General features: G+C 64.2%; 11 protein-coding genes. 10 read left to right on the top strand and 1 reads right to left on the bottom strand.

Features of this window, described 5'->3' with window-relative positions:
• The first annotated feature begins 282 nt into the window (after positions 1 to 282).
• From ACYOEI_RS11290 to ACYOEI_RS11305, 4 genes are all read left to right on the top strand, one after another.
• Entirely contained in the window at positions 283 to 1005 is a 723-nt protein-coding gene (locus ACYOEI_RS11290; protein WP_462849594.1) for a hypothetical protein, read from the top strand.
• A 1017-nt stretch (positions 1006 to 2022) separates the two neighbouring features.
• Positions 2023 to 2349 carry a hypothetical protein gene (locus tag ACYOEI_RS11295; RefSeq protein ID WP_462849595.1) on the top strand — a complete coding sequence of 109 codons (327 nt, stop codon included), beginning with the start codon at positions 2023 to 2025 and terminating at the stop codon, positions 2347 to 2349.
• A gap of 34 nt (positions 2350 to 2383) precedes the next feature.
• Complete coding sequence (locus tag ACYOEI_RS11300) at positions 2384 to 2668, top strand: hypothetical protein (protein WP_462849596.1); 285 nt, start codon at positions 2384 to 2386, stop codon at positions 2666 to 2668.
• A gap of 515 nt (positions 2669 to 3183) precedes the next feature.
• Positions 3184 to 3618, top strand: coding sequence for an HU family DNA-binding protein (locus tag ACYOEI_RS11305; RefSeq protein ID WP_462849597.1), 435 nt, complete (start codon positions 3184 to 3186; stop codon positions 3616 to 3618).
• A 229-nt stretch (positions 3619 to 3847) separates the two neighbouring features.
• Here the strand turns inward: ACYOEI_RS11305 and ACYOEI_RS11310 are convergent, their stop codons facing one another.
• Entirely contained in the window at positions 3848 to 7099 is a 3252-nt protein-coding gene (locus ACYOEI_RS11310; RefSeq protein ID WP_462849598.1) for an AsmA family protein, read from the bottom strand.
• Between the two features lie 460 nt (positions 7100 to 7559).
• Here ACYOEI_RS11310 and ACYOEI_RS11315 point away from each other — a divergent pair, with 460 nt between their 5' ends.
• The 6 genes from ACYOEI_RS11315 (at position 7560) to ACYOEI_RS11340 (ending at position 15502) form a co-directional block, all read left to right on the top strand.
• Entirely contained in the window at positions 7560 to 8837 is a 1278-nt protein-coding gene (locus ACYOEI_RS11315; RefSeq protein ID WP_462849599.1) for a hypothetical protein, read from the top strand.
• Between the two features lie 137 nt (positions 8838 to 8974).
• The gene (locus tag ACYOEI_RS11320) at positions 8975 to 10261 is read left to right on the top strand and encodes a serine/threonine-protein kinase (RefSeq protein ID WP_462849600.1); all 1287 of its coding nucleotides are present in this window, start codon (positions 8975 to 8977) and stop codon (positions 10259 to 10261) included.
• Positions 10262 to 10940: 679 nt separating this feature from the next.
• Positions 10941 to 11426 carry a hypothetical protein gene (locus ACYOEI_RS11325; protein ID WP_462849601.1) on the top strand — a complete coding sequence of 162 codons (486 nt, stop codon included), beginning with the start codon at positions 10941 to 10943 and terminating at the stop codon, positions 11424 to 11426.
• 16 nt (positions 11427 to 11442) lie between these two features.
• Positions 11443 to 12873: a hypothetical protein gene (locus ACYOEI_RS11330; RefSeq protein ID WP_462849602.1), complete on the top strand. Its 1431-nt coding sequence runs from the start codon at positions 11443 to 11445 to the stop codon at positions 12871 to 12873.
• 26 nt (positions 12874 to 12899) lie between these two features.
• Positions 12900 to 14288, top strand: a complete 1389-nt coding sequence (locus ACYOEI_RS11335; protein WP_462849603.1) for a vWA domain-containing protein — start codon at positions 12900 to 12902, stop codon at positions 14286 to 14288.
• Between the two features lie 17 nt (positions 14289 to 14305).
• Positions 14306 to 15502, top strand: a complete 1197-nt coding sequence (locus ACYOEI_RS11340) for an ATP-binding protein (protein ID WP_462849604.1) — start codon at positions 14306 to 14308, stop codon at positions 15500 to 15502.
• The last annotated feature ends 213 nt before the right edge of the window (positions 15503 to 15715 follow it).

Below are 15715 nucleotides of genomic sequence, written 5' to 3' on the forward strand. Positions count from 1 at the left end.
GCGTGAAGTGCTGTGTTTTTCATATTTATTTATTGTCTTAAATAATAATTAGTTATGACGAAAGGTGTTGGGTTGCTCGAGATATTGGCGGCTGATAACGCTGGCCGGGTGAACCCGAAATGTTCGATTTCGACTCGGCGTAGGACGTCACGATCTCATTCTGTGGGATAGGCTGGAGAGGTTGTCGCCACGTCGACAACAGGCCCAGCCTGCGTTGAGACGAGAATACGGGCGGTCGTGCCGGGTACGCATGGATTCAAGTGGGTTTGTTGGGAGGCGGAAATGGCGGATAGCTCTCCCTTGGGAACCATGACTGGTGAGAACTTCCAGCCGGTCCGGATCCATTACAGGATACGGAACCGGGCCGGTCTACTTCAGGGGTTCAAGAAGCTTCGATGTTTGGATTTCGTGGCGCAGGAAAAGCGTTGGGTCTGGCTCTACTCTGACGAGGCGAAGTCGCTTCGATTCTCGAAGTCGCTTGCCCAGATTGAGGAGGGAATGCACCCGATCGTGATCGGTGCTTTCTTCTTGCGGGCCAACGAATCACTGATCCTCGACCTGCGCTCCTGCGAGCGTGCCCTGCTGGCGATTCCGTTCTTCGACAAACATCTCCCAAGGCGAGTCGTCGAGCTGAAGGAAGCCGAGATCGTAAACCGGCTGTTTTCAGGAAATGAGGCGAACCTCAAGCTGACGCCTACGAACCTCTTCGATTCGCAAACCAGCACTGGCGTGGATACCGAGGCCTTGGTGCGTCGACTTATGGAGTCAGCTGCTGAGAGCGAGGATGCGGAAGAGAAGTTCAAAGTGCTGACGGAAGATCTCCGCTCAATGGCGCGAAATCGCTTGCCGGAGATCGAACGGATCCCCTTGCATTATGCGGAAGAAGGTATCGGCGGCTTTCAACTGGCTGTACGGCTCAGGCAGATGGTGGCCTTGGAACATTGGCTTGGCAATCACGAGTACACGATCGACGATGCAATGCAGTCCTCCCTCCGAGGCCTGTAAAAATGGACCGTCGGGTTAGGCAAACGATTCTCACGAGTCTCGAGAGGTATCTCTGGTTCCCGAGCTCGGTCGGGCGCATCAGACGGCTTCGGTGGAAGGACGAGCATCTTTCGACCGTCGCCCAATCACATCGCCTGTGCTTCGAGCGGTTTCGCAGGCGTTACGTACGCCAGAGAAAACGGGGACTGGCTCCCGGCCGGGTCAGGCCGGGTCCCTCACGAATCAACTCCGAGGCCGGGTGCCTGTCTCCATTTTCCGGGCAGTCGCCGTCCGCTGCGGCGGAGACGGGGACAGGCACCAGCACTTCGCTGCGGAGCCGGTCCCCGTCTCCGCCTCCGCTCTCCGGTCAAGCGACGCGTTGTGCCCCGTGCCAGGCCCCACGTTAGCCGCTCTAATCCCTTCGTTGGGTGAATGACGAAACTCTCGAAATCAACGCGCCCGATCTCGCCCTCTATGAATGCCGGCTTGCCTAAGCCTTGGGCGAACCCTCTCGAGCGAAGACCCACACATCATCTCCTAGGTCGCATCCCTCGAGGCGTCGTCCTCACGGCGACGATTCCTGTGATCTTCGAGAAAACCGGGGGCGAGGCTCGTCATCGGGCGTCGCTACGCCGCCGACGGCAACGCGTCGCCATTTCGCGATCAATGAGAGCGGCATGCAGGGTGCTTTCCTTCAAATCGGAATTGGGCATTCCAAGCGGGCGATCGAACCATCGACTCGCCCCGTCCCATTCATCCTTCGCCTTTCTCGGCCGTCACGCCGGCACCCAGGTTCGAAATCGAGGCCGCCCGCCACGGTACTCACCAACTCTCGCCGATCCGGTTCTCCTCCGAGTTGATGGAGGAACACCTCGGGCCGCTCCGCGAGTCGTAGGGGGATCGGGCACGAGGCCCTCATGGGACTTGGCAGGGTCTTCGCCCACGACCCCGCCGAGGACTTCTGCATGACCGTCCTCGCGCTGAAGTACTCGAGGAAGGCGAACGCGGTCTCCTCGCTGCACGGCCAGGTCTCGGGCGATGCGGGCCGAGCTCTATCCGGGTCGGCTCGAGGACGAGGTGCCGATCGGTCCTATCACCAACGGGGTCCACGTCTCGACGTGGATGGCCCGGCAGATGAGGCACCTCTACGACCGGCACCTCGGCGTCGAGTGGTCGCAGCGGAGCGGCGAGACGGGGATCTGGGAGCGGATCGGCGACGTCGGCGACGGCGAGCTCCGGGAGACACATCAGGTCCTGAAGGCGAGACTCCTCGCCTTCGTCCGCCATCGCGCGGCGCGACAGGCCGAGCGTCGAGGAGAGTCTAGGGTTCACGATCGGCTTCGCCCGCCGGTTCGCGACCTATAAGCGGGCGAACCTCGCCTTCCGCGACATCGAGCAGATGGCCTCGCTCATCAACGACCCTCGGCTTCCGGTTCAGGTCGTGTTCGCGGGCAAGGCCCACCCGCCCGACGGCCTGGGCACGCACCTCCGCCAGCAGATCGCCGAGTTCGCGCGCGACCCGCAGTTCGCCGGCAAGGTCGTCTTCGTCGAAGCTTACGACATGAACGTGGCCCGGCGTCTCGTTCAGGGGGTCGACGTCTGGCTGAACAACCCGCGACGGCCTCCCCCGAGGATGGCCCGCCCGCATGAAGTCGTGGATCCGCTCCCTGGGCTGGCGGTCTAACTCCGACCGGATGGTGATGGACTACGTCCAGAAGTGCTACATCCCCGCGGCCGGTGGCACCTCGTGCGACATGAGCCGCGCCCGATCGGCTCGAAGGCCCTACCGAGGGCCTCCCTGATCGTCGGAAAGCTCGGCGCCGACGCGTTGCGCTCGGTCGAAGGCCTTTCGGAGATCATGGTCAAGCCGACACGTGATGGTGTCCTGCCCCGAGATAGCAAGGCGACGAGTGCCTCGAAAGTGCGGCGAAATGGCGAGGAGATGAGGGCGTCGCGCGTGCCTTCGAGGCGAAAACGCGGGCCATCCAGCCCTTCCACGCGTTCGGACCCGAAAAAACCGCGAAATTCCGGGGAAAAATGCGGGGATTGGCGCTGCAAGGCCTCGGGGATTCTTGTAATGATCTTGAAGGCTTGTCGATCTGCTCCCACGAAAAACCCGGGAAACGCCGAAGAGCACGCCGGGCGCCGAGGGCGGTCGACCGAGTTCACCCACCCCGATTGATGGAGAGCGCAACGACCATGGCCAAGAAAGCCGCACCCAAGGCTGCCAACGGCAAGGCTGCACCGGCCGCCCCCGCGAAGGCCGCCGCCCCGGCGCCCGCCGCGAAGGCGGCGCCGGCGGCGAAGTCCGCCCCGGCATCCGCCGCCCGCCCGAAGGCGGCGACGAAGAATGAGATCTACACCGCGATCTCCGAGGCGAGCGGGCTCGCCCGCAAGGACATCGCCAGCGTGTTCGACGCCCTCGGCAGCCTCATCGCCACCGAGCTCGGCAAGAAGGGCCCCGGCCAGTTCATCGTCCCCGGCCTGCTCAAGCTCAAGGTCGTCCGCAAGCCGGCCACCAAGGCGAAGCAGGGCATCAACCCGTTCACCAAAGAGCCGATGACGATCAAGGCGAAGCCCGCCCGGAACGTCGTCCGCGCCGTCCCGATGAAGGCCCTCAAGGAGCTCGTCTGAGCCCTTTCACTTCACCTCACGTCGAATCTTGGCCGTGCCCGGTCGATCGCACCGGGCCTCGAGGACCTTGGAAACCCGTTTTCTCCCAAGAAAGCGGGTTGGCTCATGTCGCGAAACGGGTGGGAAGGGGTGGCACATAAGTCCACATCCTCACCACCAATTTCGCCACATGAGCCAAACGGGTTTGCGACCCGAGTCATCCGAGAATGTTGCCAAACTCTCGAGGCGTTCAACGGCCCCGAGAGTCATCCGACGGCGCGCCCTCGGCCGGCTTGACCAACGTCTTCAATAAGTCATTCGCCTGTCGCTTGAGCGCCGACTTGCCACCCTTCCCCAGTCCGACGCGCAAGGCTCTCCGATCGATGGTCGGTCGATTGATCGTCCCGCCGATCGGTACCCCGACCCTCAAGTCCTCGAGCAACCCGTCGAGTCCCTCGCGGTTCCCGATGCGTTCCTTCGCGACCGGCACCCGCGCCCGAAGCGCCAGCGTCTTGTCGAAGCCGACGGACCCGTCGAGCTCGATCCGAGCGTTCCGCCCGATCGGCACCGCAAGGCCTTTCTCGTGGATCCGGCCGTTGGCGATGGCGAGGACCATCTGCTCGTCGAGTCGAATCGCGGTGCTCTTCCCTTTACCGACGAGCTCCACCAACTCCTTGGTGAACGGCCCGGCCTCGAAGGCGACGTTGTCGAACCGGACCCGCGCGGCGACCGTCGAGTGGAGATTCCCGTCGCCGGTGATCGGGAAGTCGGCCTGGTCGAAGTTGATCGAGACCTTCCCATGCACCTGCGTTGCTTCGTGCAGCACGGGGGCGATGTAGACGAGCAGGCTCTTCGAAACTTTGTCGTTGATCTCCACCTGCTCCAGCGCGGATCCGGGCGCGAGGCGGAACGTGATCGCTCCCTGGTCATTGAGATCAACCTGGGGGAGCAGATGCACGCGGCCGTTGTTGAGCGTCGACTCGATCGGGTCGATCGCCACTCGTCCCCCCGCAGCTCGCACCACGATCGGAGTGGGCGCGAGTTGGAGTCCGAAGGACAAGGCACGCACCGAGTCGAAGGCGAGCTCGGCGTCGAGTCCCCTGAGAATCGCCGCGAGGTTCTCGCCCGCGAGCGGACCCTTGACCCGGAACGTGCGAGGCTTCGCCAGGATCCGAGTGTCGGGCTCGACCGATCCGGCCAGCAGGGCCTCGACCGCCTGCCAGTTCGGGGCGAACGTGCCTTGAAGATCCGCCACGCGTCGCGCCGAGAGCTCGGCGAGGTTGCCCGCGACGTCGACCTGTCCGTAGTACCCGCGCAGGCTCAGACGCTGGAACGAGATGGCGTCGGATCCACCCGTCGTGCCCGCGTCGACCGCAAGCGAGATCGGGCCGAGGACCCGACGTGTCCCCCCGTCTTGCGGGAGCGAGAGGTCGGGTGACTCGAAGGTCAGGGAAGTCGACAGCGTCCCCCCTTCGCCGAGCTTCGCTCCGATCCGGAGCGCGTACGCTCCGGCGAGGTCGTTGGTGGTCCCTCCGCCCATGGCGACTCGAGTGCGGTCGAGCCAGGCGAGGTTGCCGGCCAGGCTCGCGTCGATGCGGACTTCTTTGTCGTGGAACCCCTCGACTCGAAGCCCGTCGCCCGTCAGTCGGATCGTGTCGAGCTGGGGCTGGTCCGCTCGAGGACGCAGCTCGAGCCGGCCGGCGACCGGGTCGAGTTCCCCTTCGGCTTCGAGGCGAACGAGGTCGGATTCCGCTTTCGACGGTGCTGTCCCCGCGATCGTGGGCAACCTCCAACTCGCGGAGAGCGGAGCGATCTTAATGCCGGGGCCATCGGCCTTCGACGCGAGATGGGCATTCACGACGAGGTCGTCGGTCTTGATGTCCAGCCGGCCTCGAGTCCACCATTCGGGGATGCCCGAGGCGGCCATCGGGCCCGCGGCCGTGGCGTCGACATGGAACCGCTCCCGGGCGATCGGGTCCGCGGTCAGCCCCGCCACCTTCATCGAGTGGATCTCCGCGGCAAATCTCGCCGAGTAGGAGCTGTTCGCCCCTCGTCGATAGTCGGCGGCGAGTCGGCCCTTGCCGGCCAGGTCGAGCGTGCCGAAGTCGATGAGGTCACGGAGCTCCTTCTGGAGGCCGGCCAGGTCGAGGGTGGCGGAGAGGACGAGGCCCTGCTCGAGGTCGCCCGATCCCTTGGCGTCGAGGAAGGGCGTTCGAACGGCAAGCTTCTCGACGCCGAAGCCGCCAGTCGTCTGGTGGACCTTCGCCGAGAGCGTGGCCGGGTCACGGATCGCGACCGTTCGCCCGGCCTGCTGGGCCACCAAGTCGGTGATCTTCGCCTCGATCGCGAGTCGAGTCGCCTCGGCGCCGTTCCCTTCGTGGATATCGGCGACGAGCTCCGCCGCGCCCCGTTCGAGGGTCAGGCCGTCGCGGATCCGGAGCAGGTGCGGGAGCTGTCGGGCCAGGCCCGCGAGATCGAGCCTCCCCTCGATCTTACCCGAAGCGCCCGGGGCCAGTTCGCCCCCCGCCTTGATCGATCCAAGCGGGCACCCGACGTCGAGTCGGCCAACCTTCCATCCGGCGGCGGTCTGCGTCAGCGCCCACTGGCCTCCGACCTGCTCGAGCCTGAGACGGTCGCCGGCCAGGGTCGACCCTCGTGCGTCGAGGCCGAGGATTCGAGCGTCGCCCGTCAGCGTCCAGGCTGCCGCGTTCCGCTCGGCCTGGACTGTGCCGTCCAGCCTGCCCCTCGTCGAGAGGCCTCCGGACGTATGAGAGATTGGCCAATGCTTGCCGGTGATCTTGGTCGAGAGGTTCGGGATGGTGTCCCCCTCGGCGCGATGGTCGAACTCGCCGGCGATCTCGAGCGTAGCGTCGTCGCCGTCGCTCGGCTCGCCCAAGGTGAGTCGCCACGAGGCCAGGCCCTTGGTCGCGGGGCGGCGGAACGTCAGGCCCATCCGCTTCGCGACGACCGGTTCCAGCAACTCGGGAGAGCGGAGCCGGAGCGAGCCATTCGCGACCGTGAGGGTGAAGTCGACCGGTGCACTGCCGGCCTCTCGAGGCGGTTCGGGAGACTTTGTGCGAGGGCCGCCGAGGAGCGGCTTGAGCGCATCGGTGAGGTCGAGCGTTCCGTCGGCCTTCCTCTCGAGGTCGAGCGCCAGGCCTTCCACCCGCACCTTCATCGGGGCGGTGCGGGACGTCGCCAGCGAGAGGAGACTCCGGTCGATCGTGATCCTCGGGGCGGTCGCGAGGGTCTTGCCCGACTTGTCGCGGAGAACGACGCCCGACAGTCGGTTCGACCCGAGCCAGTTGAGCTGGACGGAGGCCACGTCCAGCTTCGCCGGGGCCAGGGTCGCATTGGCCTGCGCCACGGCCCAACTCCGGGCGGGGGCGGTCGACGCGAGCCAGGGTAAGGCTGCGACCAACCCACCTAGGGTGAGCGTTCCCAGGGCCAGGAACTTCTTGATCCGTCCGAATCGCTTTCGAGGTTGATCGGCTTGGGGCATCGATCCGTGACTCCCCTGGTCTCTCGTCGGTCCATCAACGCACGCAAAGTCCCCGCATAAAACAACGATTCGAAGAAAACCGCAACCTCAACCTGTCTGGCAGGTGTCCGACTCGACACCGGTCGAAATCTCCCGAGTCATCCGCGATATTCGTGGCGCCCGGAAGACCTGATGTTCTCTCTGCTCGAAGTCGAATCGGGAGATGTGAGGGGTGGCCGGATCGGAGCGCAGCGACGCCCCCGACCGCGTGGTGTCAAGGATCCCGGGGCGTCGCTGCGCTCCGATCCGGCCACCCGAACACTTCCTCGTGGTTGATAACTGGGACTCTGCTGAAGCGTTTAGGGTGCCTGGCATCACTATCGGGCGTCCCCTATCATTCAGGATCTTGGAGAGGAGGAATCGGGGGCTCGGCTTCAGGGGCGAGTCGCGACCCTCGGTTTGTTTGGGAACGAGGTCCGTGATGGCGACGTCGGGCGAGTTCGGGACCGAGGCAGTGCCGGGGCTCTTTCGTCGCGACGACATCGGCGAATTGATCAAGGCCTGGTTCTGGAAGGAACGGGTCCGGGTCTTGCTCGGCGTCGGCGTCCTACTCCGACTGATCGAGTACGCCTACGACCGAGGTCTCTGGCTCGACGAGGGGAGCCTCTCCGGCAACATCGTGGGACGGACCTGGGGCGAGTTGTTCGGGCCGTTGGCCGCGATGCAGCTCGCGCCTCCGGGGTTCCTCCTCATCGAGTCGCTCGTCAGTCGAGTCTTTGGCGGGAGCTCGATGGCGATGAGGCTCTTCCCGCTCGTTTGCGGGATCGCGACCCTGTTCCTGATCGAACGACTCTCGATCAGGATTCTCAGGCCGGGTGCCGCATGGATCGCTTTGGGATTGGCGGTGGTCTCCGATGAGTTGATCTATTACGCGACCGAGATCAAACAATACTCCAGCGACGTCATGTTCGGCCTGCTGTGCTACGTCCTGGCGCTCGCGATGGACTCGCAGCCGCTGACGGTCTCGCGTGCCCTGAAGTTCGGAGGCCTTGGCGCCATTATCGTCTGGTTCTCGCACCCGTCGATCTTCGTCCTTGCGGGGCTCGGGACCGTGGCGTTTCTCTCCGCCTTGCGTCGAAGAGACCGACGGTCCGGTGCCTTGCTTGCCCTGGTCGGGGGCCTGTGGATCCTGAGCTTTGCGGGAGTCTATCTCGTCTCCCAACACCAGCTCGGCTATGGCCGAGGGATGTGGGCGTTCTGGAATTTTGCCTTCCCACCTCTCCCGCCGCATTCGTTCTACGAGGCCACCTGGGGATTCTGGAGGCTCCTCTACGTCTTCGTGAATCCCTTGAATTTCAGCATGCCCGTCGGTTCTCGACTCTCGATCGTCCCCGTGGCCGGCTTGGCCGTCGTGGGCATGGTGTCTCTCCGACGCCGGCGCCCGAAAGACCTGGCGAGGTTGCTCCTCCCTTGCCTCTTCACGCTCCTGGCCTGCTACCTGCAGAAACACCCATTCCACGGCCGCCTGATCCTGTTCCTCGTCCCCTCCTTCCTGATGCTGATCGCCGAAGGGGCCGAGACCGTCCACCGGTGGTCCCATCGGCGAACGATCTGGGCGGTCGTTCTCCTCGTCCTCTTCCTCTACCCTAGCTTCGACGCTGCTCAGCATCTCCTCGGTTCGCGCGTCCGCGACGGCCTCAACCCGTTCGGCGACCGGCGTCCGCTCAGTCTCGACCCCGGCCGGTTCCCATTCTGGTAGATTCGATCGGAGTCTTTCCGACCGGCTTTGGGATCCGAACGACCACGCCATGACGTCGTTGGGATCATCGGTGTCGAAGCTCGATTCGCGCGGATATTTCCCCCCTTCTCGGCAATCCAACGCGATGAGGTTGACCCATGGACCCCACGGTGACTGCCCTGGACTCGGGAGGCGATCCATTCGGCCCTGACGTGGCACTGCCCGATTTCCCCGGCTACGAGACGCTGGGCCGACTCGGCTCGGGGGGGATGGGGTTCGTTTATCGGGCTCGCCAACGAGACCGCGACCGGCATGTCGCGATCAAGGTGATCCCCGCGAGCCGCGAGGCCCACTTCCTCCAACTCGCGCGGTTCCGCATCGAGGCGGAAGCCGTCGCTTGTCTGAACCACCCCAATATCATCCGGATTCATCAGATCGGCGTTCACCAGGGGCTCCCTTTCCTCGTCTTCGAGCTGGCGGGCGGGGAGGGCCTGGATACGAGGATCGGGGACCGGCCGCAACCGCCCCGATGGTCCGCGGAGGTGTCGAAGACCCTGGCAGGCGCCCTCTCCCACGCCCACGGCCGCGGGATTCTCCACCGCGATTTGAAGCCGTCGAACGTCCTCTTCCTTGCCGACGGGACCTTGAAAGTCACCGACTTCGGCCTGGCGAAGTTCACGCGGTCCATCGACGACGTCAGCTCGGAATACTGCACGATGACCGCGAGAGATTTCGACATCCTCTTGCGCTCCCAGCAGTTGGCCGACGACCAGTTGAAGACCGACCTCGAGTCCCGGTACCGCTCCAACCCTGAGGGGGCGCCTACGTTCGAGGAGTTCGCGGTCCGGACCTTGTGGAACTCGAAGATCGGCCCTACCGACCTCGATTCGACCTTGGGACGCGAGTCCCTGGTCCGGGATTTCGTCGCCGAAGCGAGGCAGCAGGCCTTGGCGTCTCTCGGCGCTTCCTTCCCGGACGCCGTGGAGGAGCTGACGCGCGACGGAGCCGTGATGGGCAGTCCCGGGTACATGGCACCGGAACAGATCCTCGGCGATTTGTCCAGGATCGGGCCTCAGACTGACGTCTATGCGTTGGGTTGCCTCCTCTATCAGATGCTCGCGGGCCGGCCGCCCTTCACCGGTGGCATCGCCCGTCGGATGCAGGCCACTCTCCAACTCCCACCTCCTCCACTCGACGTCGACGTACCCCGCGACCTCGAGGCCATCGCCCGGAAATGCCTGGAGAAACGAGGCGAAGATCGATATGGATCCGCCGATGAGCTGGCCGAGGACCTCGGCCGATACCTCGACGGCGCCACCGTCCGGGCTCCTTCGCCTTGCAGCACGCCCGGCGTCGTTGCCAATCTTGTCGAGAAAACCACCGGAGGAACAATCGCGGAAACCCTGTCCGCGCTCTGGAAGTCGCGACCGTGGAAACGCCCTTGAGCGGGATTAACCGAAGCGAAACCGCGGAACGCGGCATGAGAACTCGTTCTGGAGCACGGTACGGGTAGACTTTCGGCGACTTGTCGACTAGATTAATGATTTTGAAGATTGATATGAATGTGATTGTGTAATTGATTTTTGTGATATTGTATTGAAAAGACGTGGAAGATCCCCTGTGTCCCCGAGACGAATTATGTGAGTTTCCCCCCCCCGGCAGTTCCGAAACCAGCCGAGGGTTCGCTCGACGGAGAGCGGATCGTCTCTAACAACTCACGGATGATTCTGCGCCTTGGAAATCCTACTTCGGACCGGTGGGTTGAGAGCCTCACGGTGACCCGGGGGATTTCGAGATCTTCGGTGGGAGGCCGCCCAAAAGTCCGTCGACGAGACTTGACAGTGATAGTGATCTAAAGTACACTCATCCGGAAGGTCGAGTTCTCAGAATAAATAGCAGAAATCCGTGAGCCAATGATTCCGAAAATAAGGATGTGATTGCAGAGACATTCCCGAAATCGAGATTGGGACGGAAGTTGAGTTTCGAGTCGACTTGGAGGTCATTGCGTCACGTCAATGGACGCGAAGTTTCATCGTTCCTCGAGGCGGCCTGGAGTCCTTCTGATCCGGCCAAAGCGTTGGGGTGGAGAACGGTGGTTGGGACAAGGTCGAGGGAGGATGGCCCGTGTCGTCGTCCAATAGCGTCGAGCAGACTTCGAACCCAGGTTCGCCCGAGTTGGCCGAGCCTCGAGATATCGAGCAGGTCCCCTTCGTCGAGCTGGTCGACCAGCGTCTCCACGGCGTGGTCTCGAGCGGCTCTGACGTGGAGCGGGTCTATTGCTGCTTCATCGAGGCCGGGACGCTGGCCTATTACAGCGGGACCAACAACAATCGGCCGGACGCGGGGACGGCGAAACGCCTGCGGTGGTTGGCCGAGGCGGCGTTCGCCCAGTACGGTCGGGAGCGGGTCGTGCGGTACTTACAGCCGCCGATCACGGCGGGCGAGATCGGCACGCCCGCCGCGCTGATCGAGGCCGTCGCACGCCATGGGATGCTCCGCCCCGAGCCCTCGGGGGCGATCTTCAGCCGTTTCCTGAATTACTTGCGATTCGTGGAGCTGGCGTCTGAGGCCGGCCCGATGCCGGAGATGAGCTGGTTCGTCGGCCACTAAGGCTTCGGAGGCCCCGATGTCGGATCATCCCTTGCAGCCGCTCGCGCGTGTTTCGGAGGTCGACGGGCACGCGGCGGATATCCTCGCCGCGCTCGATCGCTGCTTACTCCTGGGGTTCGGCCGGCTCGGGCCTGACCAGTCACGGGCCTTGGGGAGCCTGGTCAACGTCTTCGGCAGCACCGCACTCGGGCCCGCTCTGGCGGAAGCCGTCGAGGCCCTCGGTCGTCTTGAGTTCTTGGACCAACACTTCCTCAGGCTTGCCTGTGCTCGATCGGCGCTCCAGGGTGCCCGTCATGACGCGCTTCGGGCGGCCGTCAATTCGGCGCTGGGCCGAACGGCGGAGGAGGCGCCTCCCACCATCGGCAGCCCCGAGGCGTCCACGCCCGAAGGTCCGATCGCGGGTTGGTGCGAGAGCACGCGACAATGGCTGATGGAACTGGCCGTGGCTGGCTTCAAGAATCTTGAACAATCGTCGATCGGCCCGTTCCACGCCACGCTCGAACAGCTGCAGGCCGACCCTCGGCTCGTCCGATTGGCCTCGCTCCTTACAGGTTTTCATGGCGAGCTCCTCCGCTCGCTCCCGATGGCGTCGCTCCCGGCCCTTCCCATCTATCGTTGGGCCGACCTGTGGTCGCGGGCGATGGTCGCGACCTCGACGCCCCTCGCCCGGCTCAGCGGTCGGTCGGTGTCGGGGCGGCTGTCTCCTTTCGGGATCGATCTCCGGCAGCACGGCTATTTCGCCAGTGCCGACGTTTATGCGTTGCTCGAAGTACCCGAGACTCCTCCGCGGGTCGTCCGTACCTCGGTCTCGGGCTACAAGGTGGACGCCGTACGCGGGGACGAGGTTTGGAATTGCTTCGCAACCGAGGCTCAATCCTTACTTCGGGCGACTTCCGACCGTCGATCGCTCGAGCTCGAAGGGGTCCGACTCCTGGAGTCGGGGGAACTCGTCTGGGATAAATCGGCGAAACTCGGGCCGGCCTTTGAGCCGATGGCGTTGGCGGCCCGATGGCTCGCACCTGGTTCGATGGTCGTTTGCCCCGGGATTCCACCCGCCGATCGTCACCCGGCTCAACTCGCCGAGCCCGTCTTCCTCGAAGGCTACACGGTCGTGGAGGAGGACGAGGGTTTGAGTCTGGCCTGGGGCGAGACTTTTCGTCTGGCCGTGGCGACGGGCCGCCCGCTCCCGAAGGCCGGGGCCACCATCGACGTCGAGGCCCGGACCGTGGCCGTGCGGAGCTCGGAGGCCATGATCGGCCTGCTTCGCTTCGACTCGGGTCGGTGGAGTGTCCAACCGCTCGGCGTACGGACCAAGGGGAAGTCGGGGGGCGACGTCTTCGTCGGGCCTCCGGAGACGGCCAAAGGGACTTCGAAAAAGAAGAAAGACGGGGATACCCTGGCCATCCTCCGCGAGCGTGCCGGCCGACTGCTCCGGAAGAAATCATGACGCAACCCCGGGCGACAGGAGGATCCATGACAGCGATCCCGATCGATCACGAGATCCGCTCGAAACGTCAAATCATCTACTGGCGCCTGTTGGCCGCCTGCTTCGGCTCCACCGACAAGGCGGGGAACGTCGAGCGGATGACCGAGGCGTTGGCCGACCAACTGGAGCTCCCCCGGATGATCCTCGACCCGCACCCCGCGGTCGAGACCGTGACCGAGCGGTATCCGGAGCTGAAAGCGGAGTTCTCGGCCCTGGAATCGATGCTGTCGAATGACGACGCGCCTGCGGTCGTCGAGTCGAAGGAGCTTGAGGAAGCCGATCTCCGACGCGACCTGGTTTACTCGAAACTCCTCCTGAACATCTTCGGCCCGAACACGCTCGGCGGGTCGGTCTCGGCCGAACAGTTCAACCAGTGGTGTCGCGACGTGGCTCGACTCGAGGCCTGCTTCGGGCAACCCCCCGGCGCGATGCGCGGGCAGAAGGGTGGAGGTCGATCCGGGTGTGGTCCTTCGGTGACCGACGAATCGTTGGAGCGAAGCCTCGTCGGCCTCGAGTCCGACCTCATCCGACGGATGGCGCTCCGCGAAGTGCTCGAAGACGACGTCCTCTCCGCGAGGCTGGCCCCCTCGATGTCGCTCGTCGAGCAGTTGCTCCTCGACAAAGGGAACCTCTCGGGCAAGGCGCTCGAGAATGCCCGCCGGATCATCAAGTCGTATGTCGATCAGCTTGCCGAAGTGCTCAAGACGCAGGTCCTTCGCACTCCCAAGGGGAAGGTCGACCGCTCCGTCCCGCCGAAGCGCGTGTTCCGCAACCTCGACCTGCGGCGGACGATCTGGAAGAACCTGATCAACTACAACCCCGACGACGGCCGGCTCTATGTCGACCGGCTCTACTACCGGCGCACGGCTTCCAAGGAACTCCCCCAGCGCCTGATCGTGGTCGTTGACCAGTCGGGCTCGATGGTCGATGCGATGGTACAGACGGCGATCCTCGGCTCGATCTTCGCGAGCCTGCCGAAGGTCGATGTCCACCTGATCGCCTTCGATACGAATGTGATCGACCTGACCCCCTGGGTCCACGACCCGTTCGCGGTCCTGATGCGCACGAATCTCGGCGGCGGCAACGACGGCCCCAAGGCGATGATCGAGGCACTTGGAAAGGTCGTCGAGCCGCGCAGGACCATGATGGTCTGGATCTCCGACTTCTTCGAGTTCCAGAACGACCGTCCGTTGTTCGAGCAGATCAAGGCCGTGAAGGAGTCCGGCGTCCGGTTCGTCCCCGTCGGGGCGCTCAAGAGCAGCGGCTATTTCAGTGTCAATGAATGGTTCCGAGCTCGCCTGAAGGAGATCGGCCTGCCGGTCTTGACCGGCGACGTCCGCAAGTTGATCGCCGAAATCAAAGACTTCTTGAAATAAACGGAGCGAGACCCAAGATGGCCAAGACGAAGCCCGCCGCGGCGTCGGTCACGCCCGCGCCAAAGACCTCCACCGAGGGCACGACACAGGACAAGGGCAAGCCGGATGTCCTCCGTCAGCCCGCCGAGGTGAAGTACGCCGAGGAGCTGGCGTACCTCACGTCGGTCGATACCTCGCCCCGGCCGTTCAACTGGCGGCTCTCGCCCCGGATGATCCGGACGTTCATCCTCGGCGCACGACCGTCGGACGGAATCGACCGTGAGGTCCCCCCCAAGTTCTACGGGGACCCTTCGATCGTCGAGCGCGCGATCGTGACGCTCGCCTCCGACCGAGGACTCCTCCTGATCGGCGACCCGGGGACCGGCAAGAGCTGGTTGGCCGAGCTCCTCGCGGCGGCGGTCTGCGGGAACTCGACCCACGTCGTCCAGGGGACGGCCGGTACGACCGAGGATCAGATCAAGTACTCCTGGAATGTCGCGATGGTCATCGCCCGCGGCCAGTCCAGGGAGTCGCTGATCGACTCGCCGATGATGACCGCGATGAAACGCGGGGAGATGGGCCGGTTCGAGGAGTTGACGCGCTGCACGTCCGACGTTCAGGACGCGTTGATCTCGATCCTCAGCGAGAAATACGTGGCAGTCCCCGAGCTGGCCTCGGGCGAGAACGTCGTCTTCGCCGAGCCCGGCTTCAACATCATCGCCACGGCCAACAGCAGAGACCGAGGGGTCAACGACCTGTCCACCGCCCTGAAACGCCGATTCAACTTCGTGCAGGTCCCGGTCGTCACGAACAAGAAGACCGAGAAGGAGATTGTCCTCTTCCGGACCCGCGAGCTCCTCGCCCGCAACAAGTTCGAGGTCGAGATGCCCCCGGCCTTGCTCGACATCCTCCTCCAGACCTTCTCCGACATGCGCTCGGCGATGGCCTCGACGACGGCCGAGGACCAACGCCTGGAATCGAGCCTCTCGACGGCCGAGCAGATCGGCGTGCTCGAAGATGCCGTCCTCCAGGGGGTCTTCTTCGGCAAGGCCGAGCTCGAGCCCTACGCCCTCGCCCGGTCGCTCGTCGGGACGCTCGTCAGGCGGATCCCCGAAGATGTTTCGGTGATGAACAAGTTCTGGCATTCGTCGGTGGAGAAGCGGACGAGGACCGAGAAGGGGGCGTGGGAGCCGTTCCTCCAGGGAGGCAAGGACGCGATGGAAACGCTCACCTGATCGGGAGGGCCTTGAGGTCAAGCCTCGCCGATCTCCACCGGCCATCCATCGCGCGAGGAGCTCACCACAAAGGACACAAAGAATAAAAGCGTGAGCGACCCAATGAGGCCAGGATCCTCTTTGTGCCTTTGTGGTGAAGATGTCATCTGGTGATGGCTCGGTGGAGATCTGGGAGACGTTCCCCGCCTTCCGATTACGGATGAAGGTCGTCAC

This window comes from Singulisphaera rosea (assembly GCF_054877945.1).

Excerpts from the sequence above, each read along its gene's own strand:
- ACYOEI_RS11290 (WP_462849594.1), top strand. The coding sequence starts at position 283 with ATGGCGGATAGCTCTCCCTTGGGAACCATGACTGGTGAGAACTTCCAG.
- ACYOEI_RS11295 (WP_462849595.1), top strand. The coding sequence starts at position 2,023 with ATGCGGGCCGAGCTCTATCCGGGTCGGCTCGAGGACGAGGTGCCGATC.
- ACYOEI_RS11300 (WP_462849596.1), top strand. The coding sequence starts at position 2,384 with ATGGCCTCGCTCATCAACGACCCTCGGCTTCCGGTTCAGGTCGTGTTC.
- ACYOEI_RS11305 (WP_462849597.1), top strand. The coding sequence starts at position 3,184 with ATGGCCAAGAAAGCCGCACCCAAGGCTGCCAACGGCAAGGCTGCACCG.
- ACYOEI_RS11310 (WP_462849598.1), bottom strand. The coding sequence starts at position 7,099 with ATGCCCCAAGCCGATCAACCTCGAAAGCGATTCGGACGGATCAAGAAG.
- ACYOEI_RS11315 (WP_462849599.1), top strand. The coding sequence starts at position 7,560 with ATGGCGACGTCGGGCGAGTTCGGGACCGAGGCAGTGCCGGGGCTCTTT.
- ACYOEI_RS11320 (WP_462849600.1), top strand. The coding sequence starts at position 8,975 with ATGGACCCCACGGTGACTGCCCTGGACTCGGGAGGCGATCCATTCGGC.
- ACYOEI_RS11330 (WP_462849602.1), top strand. The coding sequence starts at position 11,443 with ATGTCGGATCATCCCTTGCAGCCGCTCGCGCGTGTTTCGGAGGTCGAC.
- ACYOEI_RS11335 (WP_462849603.1), top strand. The coding sequence starts at position 12,900 with ATGACAGCGATCCCGATCGATCACGAGATCCGCTCGAAACGTCAAATC.
- ACYOEI_RS11340 (WP_462849604.1), top strand. The coding sequence starts at position 14,306 with ATGGCCAAGACGAAGCCCGCCGCGGCGTCGGTCACGCCCGCGCCAAAG.